Source organism: Shewanella khirikhana, assembly GCF_003957745.1.
GTDB classification, from domain to species: domain Bacteria; phylum Pseudomonadota; class Gammaproteobacteria; order Enterobacterales; family Shewanellaceae; genus Shewanella; species Shewanella khirikhana.
In genome coordinates this window covers 1,753,973-1,767,141 of record NZ_CP020373.1, presented here as the reverse complement: position 1 = coordinate 1,767,141, position 13,169 = coordinate 1,753,973, and the positions used below count along the sequence as shown (strand labels likewise).

The 13,169-nt window shown below is 56.3% G+C and carries 12 protein-coding genes; 7 read left to right on the top strand and 5 right to left on the bottom strand.

The window, feature by feature from the left end:
- Window position 1 precedes the first annotated feature (1 nt).
- From thiE to STH12_RS07685, 7 genes are all read left to right on the top strand, one after another.
- Window positions 2-1,588, top strand: coding sequence for a thiamine phosphate synthase (gene thiE / locus STH12_RS07715; protein WP_126167010.1), 1,587 nt, complete (start codon window positions 2-4; stop codon window positions 1,586-1,588).
- Window positions 1,578-2,330, top strand: a complete 753-nt coding sequence (locus tag STH12_RS07710) for a HesA/MoeB/ThiF family protein (RefSeq protein ID WP_164551165.1) — start codon at window positions 1,578-1,580, stop codon at window positions 2,328-2,330. The genes thiE and STH12_RS07710 overlap by 11 nt, the downstream gene beginning before the upstream one ends.
- Window positions 2,324-2,527, top strand: a complete 204-nt coding sequence (gene thiS, locus STH12_RS07705) for a sulfur carrier protein ThiS (protein WP_126167008.1) — start codon at window positions 2,324-2,326, stop codon at window positions 2,525-2,527. Before STH12_RS07710 ends, thiS begins: the two co-directional genes overlap by 7 nt.
- 1 nt (window position 2,528) lies before the next feature.
- Window positions 2,529-3,344, top strand: coding sequence for a thiazole synthase (locus STH12_RS07700; RefSeq protein ID WP_126167007.1), 816 nt, complete (start codon window positions 2,529-2,531; stop codon window positions 3,342-3,344).
- Window positions 3,341-4,456: a 2-iminoacetate synthase ThiH gene (gene thiH, locus STH12_RS07695; RefSeq protein WP_126167006.1), complete on the top strand. Its 1,116-nt coding sequence runs from the start codon at window positions 3,341-3,343 to the stop codon at window positions 4,454-4,456. The genes STH12_RS07700 and thiH overlap by 4 nt, the downstream gene beginning before the upstream one ends.
- Before the next feature lie 102 nt (window positions 4,457-4,558).
- Entirely contained in the window at window positions 4,559-4,810 is a 252-nt protein-coding gene (locus STH12_RS07690; RefSeq protein ID WP_126167005.1) for a chemotaxis protein, read from the top strand.
- Between the two features lie 941 nt (window positions 4,811-5,751).
- Window positions 5,752-6,924 carry a putative metalloprotease CJM1_0395 family protein gene (locus STH12_RS07685; RefSeq protein WP_164551164.1) on the top strand — a complete coding sequence of 391 codons (1,173 nt, stop codon included), beginning with the start codon at window positions 5,752-5,754 and terminating at the stop codon, window positions 6,922-6,924.
- Here the strand turns inward: STH12_RS07685 and STH12_RS07680 are convergent.
- From STH12_RS07680 to STH12_RS07660, 5 genes are all read right to left on the bottom strand, one after another.
- On the bottom strand, window positions 6,910-7,812 hold the full coding sequence (locus tag STH12_RS07680; RefSeq protein ID WP_126167003.1) for a LysR family transcriptional regulator: 903 nt from the start codon (window positions 7,810-7,812) through the stop codon (window positions 6,910-6,912). The two genes, STH12_RS07685 and STH12_RS07680, sit on opposite strands and share 15 nt — an antisense overlap.
- A 109-nt stretch (window positions 7,813-7,921) precedes the next feature.
- Complete coding sequence (locus STH12_RS07675; protein WP_126167002.1) at window positions 7,922-9,061, bottom strand: DUF3541 domain-containing protein; 1,140 nt, start codon at window positions 9,059-9,061, stop codon at window positions 7,922-7,924.
- On the bottom strand, window positions 9,048-10,730 hold the full coding sequence (locus STH12_RS07670) for a M3 family metallopeptidase (RefSeq protein WP_164551163.1): 1,683 nt from the start codon (window positions 10,728-10,730) through the stop codon (window positions 9,048-9,050). The genes STH12_RS07675 and STH12_RS07670 overlap by 14 nt, the downstream gene beginning before the upstream one ends.
- A complete protein-coding gene (locus tag STH12_RS07665; RefSeq protein ID WP_126167000.1) occupies window positions 10,693-11,649 on the bottom strand; it encodes an alpha-L-glutamate ligase-like protein in 957 nt (318 codons plus the stop codon). The genes STH12_RS07670 and STH12_RS07665 overlap by 38 nt, the downstream gene beginning before the upstream one ends.
- Before the next feature lies 1 nt (window position 11,650).
- Window positions 11,651-13,153: a UUP1 family membrane protein gene (locus STH12_RS07660; RefSeq protein ID WP_126166999.1), complete on the bottom strand. Its 1,503-nt coding sequence runs from the start codon at window positions 13,151-13,153 to the stop codon at window positions 11,651-11,653.
- Between the last annotated feature and the right edge of the window lie 16 nt (window positions 13,154-13,169).

Sequence of the window (13,169 nt, the reverse complement as noted above, 5' to 3'; positions counted from 1 at the left end):
TATGGCTGCAAATCCCTTGAATGAAAGCGAACTGGCGGCAAGGCCAGTGGTCTGGACCATCGCTGGCTCCGACAGTGGCGGCGGCGCAGGTATTCAGGCCGACTTGCTGACGTTGCATGACCTTGGCTGCCATGGCTGCAGCGTGATAACCGCCATCACAGCGCAAAACTCGGTGGCGGTGATGGCGGTCGAGCCGGTAAGCCCGGCCATGCTTGCGGCTCAGCTTGAGGCATTGAAGGCAGATTTGTACCCGGCTGCGGTGAAAATCGGCCTTATCGCCAATCAGGCGCAGCTTGAGCTTCTGGCGCACTGGCTTGGCGATAATCTGCCGGGCGTGCCGGTTATTCTTGACCCTGTGATGGTGGCCTCCTGCGGTGACGAGTTGCAGCAGGCGGCATCGTGCTCTCAAGGAGCAGCGTCTGTCAGCGGGCTCGATTTCAGTCCCTTTGCCGGAAAAATCAGCCTTATCACCCCCAACAAGGCGGAGCTGTCGCGTCTGACCGGCAAGTTGCTGGCAGATGATGATGCCCTGGCAATTGCCGCCGACAGACTGTGGCGCCGCTTTGGCGGCAGCGTGCTTGCCAAAGGCGGTGATTGCCCCTGGCAGCAGTCGAATGCCAGGGATCTGTTGCTGCTGGGTGATATCGCTACCATTTCGCCGCTCCACAGGCGTCAAGGATTTTGGCTCAGCGGTGAGCGAGTCGCGACTGTGCACAATCACGGCAGCGGCTGCACGCTTTCAAGTGCCATTGCCGCCTTTGTCGCCAAAGGGTTGGTGCTGCCCGATGCGGTGCTGCTGGCCAAAGCCTATGTATTTGAGGGGCTCAGGCAAGCAAGTGCTGTAGGTGCAGGCCCCGGGCCACTGGCCCGAACCGGCATGCCTGAGTCACTTGCCGCTATGGCATCGATTCATCGTTTGCATGAGAGCCGCAGTCACAGGTTGCCAACCAAGGCGTTTACCCGCCTTGGGCGTGATGTGGGCGTTTATCCCGTGGTGGCCGATATCGATATGCTTGAAGCATTGCTTGAGGCCGGTGCCAACACCATTCAGCTGCGCATCAAGGGCGAGATTAGCCCGGGCAGCGCAGCAGAAGCGGACATCATCCGCGCCATTGCCCTTGGCAGGCAGCATAAGGCGCGCGTGTTTATCAATGACCATTGGCGCCTTGCCATCAGCCATGGCGCTTTTGGGGTGCATCTTGGGCAGGAAGATATAGAAACTGTGCCGCTGGATGCCATCGCTGAAGCTGGCATGGCCCTTGGGCTGTCGAGTCACGGGCTGTTTGAGGCTTTGCTGGCGCTTGAGCTTAACCCGAGCTACCTCGCCCTTGGGCATATTTTTCCCACTACCACCAAGGAAATGCCTTCCAAACCACAGGGGCTGGAGACGCTGGCACTGCTCGCGAAGATTGTCAGCACCGCTGTGCCAACCGTGGCGATTGGCGGCATAGAGGCGGGTAATTTACCCAAGGTCGCTGCTACAGGCGTGGACAGCATTGCCGTGGTGCGTGCTGTGACCGAAGCAAGCGAACCGGCGGCGGCCTTTCGCGCACTCGCTGATGCCTGGGAGAAGCGGAATGCTCGCTGATAAAGACTTTATCCGCTACTCGCGGCAAATTCTGTTGCCGGAATGCGGCGAAGCCGGGCAGCTCAGATTAAGGAACTCCCACGTGGCCATAGTGGGTGTGGGTGGCCTTGGCGGTCAGGCGGCCATGCTGCTAGCTGCGGCGGGAGTGGGGCATTTGTCACTGTTCGATGGCGATAGGGTGGAGCTTTCAAACCTGCCGCGCCAGCTGCTGTTTTGCGACGCTGATTTGGGCAAAACCAAGGCTGTGGTCGCGGCCGCGCGCTTACAGTCCCGAGAACCAGGCTTAAAGGTATCTGTGTGCGGCGAGCTTAACAGTGAGACGTTAGCTCAGCTCGACAACGCCGGACTGGTGCTTGATTGCACCGATAACTTTGCGGCGCGACATCTGATTTCCGCGTACTGCGCTAAAAAAGGCAAAACGCTTATCAGTGGCGCCATTGCCGGTTTTGACGGGCTGTTGTTTGTGCAGCGGCCCGGTGAAGGCGGCTGCTATCAGTGTCTGTTCCCGCCAGGCACCACTTCGGCGCAAAACTGCGCCTCTGTCGGGGTAATGGGGCCCGCTGTGGCCATTGTCGCCACGATGCAGGCACAACTTTGTTTGAATGAACTGCTTCAATTTCCCTGCGAGGCTGGACGCCTGCAACGTTTCGATTTCAGGCATTTTCGCTGGCATGAAGCCAGGGTGCCTGCCGATCCCCTTTGCCCGGTTTGCGGTAAGGACAAGGAGCGCAAGGCATGCTGAGTATCAGTGTTAACGGACAATCCCATCCAATAGACGACGGCCAGGATCTGGCCAGCTTGGTTAAACATCACTGCGAGCGCGATAGCCATATTGCGTTGGTGCTCAACGGTGAAGTGGTACCGCGGCATCGCTGGGAACATATTCATCTTAAACACAATGATGCGGTTGAACTTTTTGCAGCAGTGGCAGGAGGCTGAAATGCTGAACATTGCAGAAACGGAATTTGGCTCCAGGCTGTTTACCGGCACAGGCAAGTTTGCTTCGGGTAAGTTGATGCAGGAAGCCATTACCGCCAGCGGCAGTGAGCTGGTGACCCTCGCCATGAAGCGGGTGGATTTTAAAGCCGGCAGCGATGATATCCTGGCGCCGCTATTGGAGCGCGGCGTTCGGCTATTGCCCAATACCTCCGGTGCCCGCAATGCCAAAGAAGCGATATTCGCAGCTACGCTTGCCAGGGAAATGCTGGGCACAGAGTGGCTGAAGCTTGAGATCCACCCGGATCCCAAGTATCTGATGCCAGATCCCATGGAAACCTTTGCCGCCGCCAAAGAGCTGGTGAGCCAGGGCTTTAAGGTGCTGCCTTATGTGCATGCTGACCCTGTGCTGTGCCGACGCCTGGAAGAGATTGGCTGCGCGGCGGTCATGCCCCTTGGCAGCCCCATTGGCTCCAATCAGGGGTTAGTCAGCCGGGAGTTTTTGAAAATCATCATTGAGCAGGCGAGCATTCCTGTGGTGGTGGATGCGGGCATTGGTGCGCCTTCCCACGCCTGTGAGGCGATGGAGCTTGGCGCCGATGCCGTGCTGGTTAATACCGCCATTGCCTCGAGTGCCGACCCTGTGCGTATGGCAAGAGCCTTTGCGCTGGCGGTGCAAATTGGCCGAGAAGCCTATTTGGCCGGGCTTGGCAGTAAAAGCCTGCATGCCCAAGAAACCAGCCCACTGACCGGCTTTTTAAATACAGACTCATCCGCCACGGATTTGGTAAGTTCAGGCATGGCGGAAAAGCTGTCATGAGCCAGGGCTATTTCTCTGAGGCATTTGCGCGCCTGAACCCCGACAGTTTGCGGCTTAAACTCTACTCGGCCACAGCGCTGGATGTGGAGGCGGCGCTGCGGGCACCGGCGGGCAACCTGAATGCGCTGCTGGCACTCTTGTCGCCTGCGGCCGAGCCTTATCTTGAGCAGATGGCACAAAAAAGCATGCAGCTCACCCGTAAGCGCTTTGGTGCCAGTGTGGGTATGTATCTGCCGCTATATTTATCCAACCTGTGTGCAAACGAGTGTGATTACTGCGGTTTTTCAATGAGTAACCGCATTAAGCGCAAGACCCTTGATGAAACCGAACTTACCCGCGAAATGGCCGCCATCAAGGCCATGGGCTATGACTCAGTGCTGCTGGTCTCCGGCGAGCATGAAACCAAGGTCGGTATGGGCTATTTCCGTAAGGTGTTGCCCGAGGTAAAGCGCGCGTTTTCCTACGTGGCGATGGAGGTTCAGCCGCTCAGTGAACCTGAATACCGCGAGCTGGTAACTCTCGGGCTTGATGCAGTGATGATTTATCAGGAAACCTATCAGCGCGTGACCTACGCTGAGCATCACACCCGCGGCAAAAAAATGGATTTTGTCTGGCGCCTGGATACGCCCGACAGACTGGCGCTGGCTGGGGTCGACAAAATTGGCCTTGGGGTACTGCTGGGGCTCGATGACTGGCGCCTGGATGCGCTTTTGATGGGTTATCATCTTGATTATCTTGAGCGAAAATATTGGCGCACCCGCTACAGTATTTCACTGCCAAGGCTCAGGCCCTGCACCGGCGGCGTGGCGCCCAAAACCGAGATAAGTGATAAAGGCTTGGTGCAGCTTATCTGCGCCTTCAGGCTGTTTAATGAAGCGCTGGATATCAGTCTTTCCACCCGCGAACGGCCTGAATTTCGTGACAATCTGTTTGCCCTTGGGATCACCCAAACCAGCGCTGGCAGTGCCACGTCGCCGGGGGGCTATTCAGAGCCGGATACCCATTTGGATCAGTTTGAAATCAGTGATGACCGAAGCGCATCCCAAATCGCCGCCGTGCTGAAATCAAGGGGTCTGAACCCTGTGTGGAAAGATTGGGAATCTCAGTGGTAAATAGGCGCTCATTCGGCCTTGACTGGGTGCATTTTTACTGGCAATTACCGCCATTTTGGCCAATAATTAACCCGATCACCAAAACCTGTTAAGGAGGGGACCATGCAAATCCCACCTGCATCTGTATCGGGTGTTAATGGCTTCAACAGCGCGCAAAGCGGTTTAACCCAGGCAACCATTGATGTCGCCCGTAGCGAACCTGCCCAGCAGAGCGCTGAGCTTAAGGCTGATGCGCCGGACAAGACCGATGCTCTGGTGAAAGCCACTCAGTCGGTTAATCAGGCAGAAGCCTCGGCCGAGGTTATTGAAACGGCCGACGAGACTATCGGTACCATCATAGATATCACAGTGTAACCGCCATGGTTTCTTCGACGCTGTCTGTTACCCAAACGGCGTCAGCTAATCAGCTCAGGAGTTTAGGCTCCGGGCGAGAAGAGGGCGCTGCACCTAACGGGGCATCTACTGCCACGCAGGGAAAGCGCGTTCTTTCATCTCCTCCCTCTGCTATTTCATCATCGTCGATTTCATCTTCAGCTATTTCTTCTCAACCCAGTGCCGTCGTTACAACCGCCGGGCCTGTTGCTGGCAGCTTTTCAAATGCTGCAAGCATGTCAGCGGCAGCAATGACGCCAGCATCGATAGGTGGTAAAGCCTTAAGCGGCGCTTCTGCTGATGCAAAAAGCGTTCTGCCGAGTCCGCGTTTAAGCTCGGGAGCAAATTCAGGTTCAGGTCCAGTTTCAAGCCTGGGCTCAAGTCAAGTCTCAAGTTCAGGCTCAAGCCCAACTGCGGCTGGCGCTGTCAGCTTTGATAGCGACTCCCTGGCCGAAGTCCCAACGGGTGTTGGTTCAGGCACTGCGACCCTGGCATCGCCATCGTCGCCAGCTGCGCCGCCTGTTTCTTTCAATCTGCTCACTGGCCCGCAATCCATCGCAGCTATGCCAGTAATGTCATCTGAGCCACGCAACAGTTCCGGTTTAGCAGATAGTGCTGGTTCAGCCGCGCAATATGCGCCCAAAACCGCTGATATAGCGCTGACAGCATTGGCTGATAGCCCATCCTTTAGTCTGGGCACTGGCCAGGCCTTAGGTACTCTCCCAGGTACAACAACAGCTGCAGTAAATGCGGGGCTCGGTGGTTCATTCAGCACTGGCCCCGGCAGTGATCGGGCCGGTGGAATGGGAGTTTCCCCGGTAACGCCCTCATCTGCAGCCGCTGTGACGTCACCTGAGTTGGTGTTTGGTGGGGCGCAAGCGGCATCAAACGGCACTACGAGTGGTTTTAGTATGGAGCCGGGCGTGCCAGATGCGACCCCCCGTCTGTCGCCGCAAACGCCATCTACATTTAATGAGCAGCGAGCAGCCCCATCTGCGGCACCAGTGGTCGTTGGCGGGGATGGCTCCACTCAAGACGCTCAAGAGACAGCTGCGGCTGATGACGTGGGCCGAGATGCCGCCAATAGAGAAGCCGCCAATAGAGAAGCCGAGGCTGCACAGCGCGAACAGCAGGCTCAGGCAGACAAACAGCAAAAAGACGCCGCCAGGCGAGAGCAGCTCAGTAAGGTGTTTGAAGATACCGCCGCGCGCAGCAGCACCGAGCCATCCCGAACTGATACTGAAGATGACGCCAGAGCCAAGGCCAATGCCCAGCGTGAGGCGCAGGCCATGGCCCGGGAAGCAATGGAAGTAAGGCAACTCGAAGCACGTCAGGAAGAAGTACACGCCCATGAACGCGCCCATGCGGCGGTAGGGGGGCAATACGCCCGTTCACCCAATTTTGAATACGAAGTGGGCCCCGATGGCAAGCGCTACGCCACCGGCGGTGAAGTCTCTATCGATATCGCGCCGGTACACGGCAATGCCCGGGCGACTATCAATAAGATGCAGCAGGTCTATGCTGCAGCGATGGCGCCGGTTAACCCTTCCCAGGCCGATTTGATGGTGGCGGCCGAAGCACTGCGTAAAATCAACACCGCAAAAGAGTCGCTTGTGGAAGAGCGTCAGGCAGCCATGCCAGACAAAGAAGCTTTGGCACCGCTGCTTGGTGCCGATAACGCCATTGATGAACTACCGGCCTTTGAGCCTGTAACCCCTACGCTTGCTGGTGGTAGCCTGGATGAAACGGGCGCGCTGGTAAAAGACACTAAGCAGGATGCCGTGGTTGAGCAAATCAGCGAGCGGGTGAGGGCGTCTTTGGCACAAACCATTTCAATCACGGATGATGACACTGAACAAACACAGGTAGGAGAGAGTTCATCGACAGCGGCAGTTTCAGCGACCGCTGACAGTACCGCTTCCAGCACAGACAACAATCAAGATGACAGCACCGATAATCCACAGAGTGCCAAAAAGGCGGTGGATATCAGCTTGCTGGGCCCACCAAGAGCGATTCTGGCTTACCTCAATGCCGTTGAAGAAGAGTCCGCTAACGAGGACGACCGACGCTCATCCGGAGTATCACTGACGGTCTGAAATACCGTGCTGTGCCAAAATCAGCTCTTCCAGCGCCCGTCCGGCGGGTCCCTGATCGTCCCTGCTGGGAATAATCAGGTTAATCGGCACGCGCCTGCATTCGCTGCCAATTAAAAACAGCCTGACTAGCTCGCCATCCCTCAGCTCCTTTTCCACCATTTCTTTGGGCAGCCAGCAAAAGCCGCTGCCTGAGGCCAAAATGGCTTTGGCTTCGTGGAAATTGCTTACAGTCCAGCGCTGCTCGGCCTTAAGCCATCCGATATCGGTGGCAGATTTATAGGCCGTATCACGTATAACGATTTGTAAATGCTGGGCAAGTGACTTGTCGTCATGGTTTTTGGGTTCGGCCGCCAGCGGGTTGGACGGATGGCAAACCAGCACCAGATCGGCGGTGCACAGTGGCTGGGCAAGAAATCCCTTAGGCGGATTGCCGCCGCACAGGGCAATATCGACCTTCTTGTCGTGTACCAGCTCGTGCGTGCCTGCCAGCACTGAATCAATCACAGTCACCCGGGTACCGCGGCAATTGGGCAAAAAACGGTTAATGGCGGCAATCAGTTTATCCATCGGGTAAATGATCTCGCGGGCGATGGTGATTTCAGGTTCCCAGCCTTTTTCGAGGTTTGATGCGAGCTGCTCAAGCTCCATCACCGATTGTGTGATGTATCGACTGCGTCTTAGCAGCACTTCACCGCGATTGGTGAGATAAGCCTTGCGCCCCCGAATTTCCAAAAGCTCCACCCCCAGCTGATGCTGCAGCTTGGCCACCGCATGGTTTAATGAGGACTGACTCTTATTGAGTGCCGCTGCGGCCTGGGCATAACCGCCATGGTCAACCACGGCCTGCAGAATGCGCCATTGCTCGAGGGTGGATTTGGCTCTGTGCATAGTCAAAGATTCGAAAGGATTTAGTTAGATACTGCACCTTTACTTCGATTTTTTGCAATAAAAAACCGCGCCTTGGCGCGGTTTTAATGAAAGCTGAGCGGGTTTGGCGTTATTTCGCGCTTTTCTCTGTCCTGGATTTGGCGTCTTTCCCCTGAGCATTTTCCTTGGCTTTCGCCGCTTTTTCGCTTACCTGCATCGGTAAATACTTCCTGGTGGCTTTGAGCTCGGCCAACATGGGGCCAGGGGTGAGCTTTTCAGGCCAGCGCAGCAACATCATAGCCAGCATATTTCTGTGCTCACCAAGGGCCAGATCTGGATTTCCTTTGGGCGAGGGAATGATATTGTGCTTTTCATCGAAGGCGTTGACGATATGGTCGCGGGTTTTGGCCACAACAGGATGGGAAGGTTTCTGCGCCAGCAGGAAGCTGACTCCGACTTCGGCAATGATGTCATCGGTGGCGTCGGTCAGGATCCGCTCGATATTGGCTTCGAAGTAATCCAGCACCCAGGCAAATTCTTTTGCATCCACCTCGGTCTGGTAATAACCACTGGCGGCAAAGATGAAGTGGGTCATGCCGTAAAGCTTGTTTCGAAACTGCGCCTTATCAAGCTCCTTGTCCCGCGAAGCCGGATACACGGCATTGAAGGCATCCCGGTACTCTTTGAGATAATCGCCCACTCCCAGCTGCTTTGCCCAATACACATAGTTGGCCAGCTGTGCAGCCCAGGCTTCAATCATGTCGGGTGAGGTCAGGCCTTTCTTTAAATCGGTACTTTTGAGCGCGGCTATCATCTGCTGGTGGCAGGGGCCTTCCAGGCCAAATTCATCGATCCTGCTGCCAAATCGCAGTAATACGTCGGTAAAAAACAAAAACTCGGGAATGTCTTCCAGCGCCTTCTTGCGGGCTTTGGCCCTTGGCCCTTTGCCCAGAACGCTAATGGCTTCCTCCGATGCTTTTTCTATAAAACCGGGTTTCTCCAGATTGCAGGCGTAAAAGCTTTGGGCCTCGGTAACGGCAAACAAGTCGACCAGGGCTGCGTTGGCGTATTTGTCATCGCCGGTCATGCGGTACATGCGAATGCCGTAATGACCCTGAACCCGTGGCGGTAATTGATACAGGTGGGTTTCAAGGTTTTGCTGTATGGCGTTGTAGACCCGGTCGATATCGGCCTGGCTGGCGGCAAATGACAGCGGGCTTAAAAGAGCGCTTCCCAGCGCTGCACCTATAAGAGCCTTAGTGAATGTCATGGGCAATGCTCCTTATCAGTTCGTCGCGGCTTATGCTGTGCCCGAGGATTTGCGCCAGTAAGGCGTCGAGGGAAAGTTGCTCGGGGTTGACCAAAAGCCGGGTGAAGATATCGTGTTCGCTAACTTGTGCGTGTTGGTTCAGGTAATGTGAAAGCCGTAAATACCACAGCCGCCGATACAGCAAAGCCCCTTCCTGCATCAATGCCGAGCTGCTTTGATATTGGCTGTCTCTGTCTTGCCACTCACCCTGAAAATGGGTTGAGAAGGGGTCAGGTGCACTGTCTGAATTGCTGAAAAAGGCCAGCGCCAGTGCGGCGCGGTAATACTCCTGGGCGAGTCCATGGGAACTTGCGAGCACTTCCCGCTCGGATTTTGGTGGTATCGCGGTGTCCAGCTTGGCAGCCAGCGTTTGAGCCAGCCACTGACTTGCCAGTTGCCGGGTTTCCTGCGAAAGGCTATCGCGGCTTAGCAGGTAATAGCGCTGGCTGCTCGCCATCTGGCTGATGGCATCGCTAAGCGTCTGAAGCAGGCGCTCGGCCTGTTCGGCGCCTTTGAGTGCTTTGGGCATACTCAGCAGCCCCTGAGCAAACTGACGAGTGAAGACTGCGCGCCGGGTCATGTCGAGGCGCGGTTTGGCGCCGTCGGCAATCATCAGTTCGCCAAGCAGACGGCCATCGAGCCACAAACGCCAATGTCTGGAATGAATGGCTTCGGCCTGGATGCCAAAATCACCGAGCGCAGCAAGTGCCTGACTCAGGAAGCTGTCGCTGTCCAGGGTGTCAGTGTGGTTTTCTGCCTGTTTGAGAGCCAGGCCAATGTTCCAGGGAGCCAGAGCTGGCGCTGGGCGAGTGCTGGCCAAAAAGTCATTTACCCGCTCCTGGGTATCAAGAAAGCTTCTGCTTAGCTGCAGATCAGCAAAACTGGCAAACCCCGCGCGCCTTGCCTGCGCCGTACGGATTTGCTGAATAAGCGCAAGGCTTGCACTGCCGCTGCTGTTATCACGCCGCTGGAACGCTTTCCAGGCAAGCTCCCGGCAGTGTGAGTCGGGCTGATGGATAAGATAGCTGGCCATCTGGCGCTCGATGGAAACCGGCGCGGTTTGTGCTTCTTCGGCAGCTGCCGTGTCGGCGCCGCTGGTGTGGTGTCCGGCAATACTGCACTCGGGAGCGGTATTGAGTGAAAAGCCCTCCCGGCGCCGGTGAGACATAAAGCTTGCTTCACCGCTATGTAGCCTTGCTTTGTCATCCTGCGGCAGTTGGCTCAGGGCCATAAAGGCCATGGCGTTGCCAAGCGCGGCAATTTCGCTGTCTTGGGTTTCACGAAAGCTTGCAGATAAGCGTGAAAACGCAGGACTGGCGACGATAGTTGCTACCTCATCGGCTAAACGGATTTGGCAGCTCAGCAGTGAGTCCCGCACCGCAGAAGGTAGGGGCTTGGCCAGGAAGTAACTCAACTGATCGGCAAGGTTATTCAGCCCAAGCGTGAGACGGTCAAAGTCTCGGGCCTGTTCGGCGCTGCCCCTTGCGTTGTTTTCAGCGAACCTTTGGCTGAAGTCGCCCGCAAAAGAGAGCTGCTGACACTGATGTGTCAGCAGCGATAAGGGTTCGGCAACAGCAGAAGAGACGTGGGCGCTAGAAATCAGCGCCAGCGCCAAAATGGATTTTCGCATAGGCGACCCTGTCATCCACTGAAGGGGTGTGGTTGCCAAGTGACTCAACGTGTTTGAGCCGTGGCAGGAGTCCCTTGCCGTTGGCGATTTGAATGGCAAGGCCAGGGCGGGCGTTGAGCTCAAGCAGTAACGGGCCTTTTTCGCTGTCGAGCACCATGTCGGTGCCAAGATAGCCAAGCTCGCACATCTCGTAGGCGCTGGAGGCGGTTCTCAGCAGCACATCCCAATCGGGCACCTGAATATCCATCAGGCGACGCCCTGTATCGGGATGAAACTCGATTGGCTCGTTAAACTGCACCGCCCTGAGGCCTTTACCTGTGGCGATGTCGATGCCAACGCCAACGGCGCCCTGGTGCAGGTTGGCCTTGCCGTCAGAGGCAGCGGTGGACAAGCGCAGCATGCCCATCACCGGGTAGCCTTTAAAGACAATCAGGCGGATATCCGGCACCCCTTCGTAGCTAAAGCCATCGAACACAGGGTCGAACTGAATAAGGCCTTCCACAATGGCCACATCGGGCTTACCGCCGAGTGAGAACAGGCCGCTGAGGATGTTGGACACGTGGCGGTCGATTTCGCTTGGGGTCACTTCATTGCCACTTGGCTTGAAATAACGGCCATTTTCGACTTTGGTGATCACCAAAATCCCTTTGCCGCCAGAGCCTTTGGCAGGCTTGATCACAAAGCCGCTGCGATCCAGCACCATCTCCGGAATATCGGCGATTTCATGCTGCTCTTTCACCACACCAATCAGATCGGGCACGGCAATGTCGTTGGCAAGCGCAAGCTGTTTGGTGGTGAGCTTATCGTCCACCCGCTTGTAATATTTGCGCGGATTATAGCGACCTATGTAGTCGATATTGCGCTTATTCATATTGAGCACGCCGGCGCGGCGCAGCTCCCATGGCCAGGCATATCGCATATTATTCTCCTGCCAGTGGCTTGAAGCGCTTAAGCTCCAGCAGGCGATAGCCGGTGTACTGACCCATCAGCATGACCAGCGCCAGGATCACCAGGTGAATACCCAGGAAATTGAATACCCAGTGCTGTACCCAGGTGGCGCTCATGGCGAGATAGGCAAGGGTAGCAACCAGCAGGCTGCCGCCGCCCTGAAGTACCACTTCCTTGGCGCCTTCTTCTTCCCACAGGATGGACATACGCTCAATGGTCCAGGCCAGAATGATCATCGGGAAGAAGGTAATGGTCAGGCCTTCGCTTAAGCCAAACTTGTACGACAGCAGGGTGAAAATGCCGATGATGCCGATAACCACAATGATCACCGCGGATATTCGTGAAATCAGCAGCAAATTGAGGTGCGACAGATAAGAGCGGATCATCAAACCACAGGAGACAATCAGCAAAAAGCCCACCAAACCGGTAACCAGGGTGGTTTGGATAAACGCCAGCGCAATCAGTACCGGCATAAAGGTGCCTGAGGTTTTAATACCGATAATCACCCTAAGGAACACCACCATCAGCACGCCGATAGGAATAAGCAGGATGCCCTTGAACAGGCTTTGCTCTTCCAACGGTAACTGATATAGGGAGAAATCCAGCCCCTGACCCAGCTCCATCATGTCGATGGAGGTCGACAGTGCAGGGCGGGTTTCCATCAGCATGGAGAAGTTCACCTGAGAGTTGTTGCCACCAATCACGTCCAGCACCGACTTGCCCTGACGCTCCCACAGCAGCAGGTTTTCAGGGCGGCCTTCTTTGCCGTTGCTGGCATCGAACAGGTGCCACTCGCCTTTGTCGTACACTTCAACAAAGCTCACCAGTTGCTGGCGGCGACGTTGATCTTCAAGGCGCAGCGCCGATACTTCACGGGCAGGAACCCCTTTGGCAGCCAGCAGATTGATAAACAGCTTGGCAGGGCGATTGGCGGTCAGCAGCAGCGCCAGATTCTGGCTCTTGTCGCCGCCAACCAGGCGTACCAGTTGCCGTGCATAGGACAGATTGGAGCCACTCTGAGCCCAGGCTTCGTCAATGATTTCTTCAGCTGCGGCTTTCTCGGTAGCGGCCCACACAGGGGCTTCGGGCGCGGCGGGCTCATCGTCATCGACCAGGCGTGTCTGACCTGTGGGTACCAGCGTGACCTTATAGTAGAGGTCCTGCTGACCGCTGACCTGGCGTTTACTCCAGATGGCGCGCCGGCCCTGCTCATCATCGATAATCGACAAACCGTAGCCCGGCGAGGTGGTGTGCTCCATCAGCACTTCATAGGCGGGATCCTGCGGCAGTGCCAGTGACACTTCACCTGCATCACCCTGGCCAACAAAGCTGACCTTGGCGTCGATGGCCCAGGTTTCTACCTGCTGCCCGGGCAGAAAGGGGACTCTGTGCTCAATGCCACGGTAAATGCTGCTTGCCAAGCCAACGACAAACAGCAAAAAAACGAGAATGTAAAAAGGCTTACGTGAGTGCATCTGCTCTCCTTGGCGT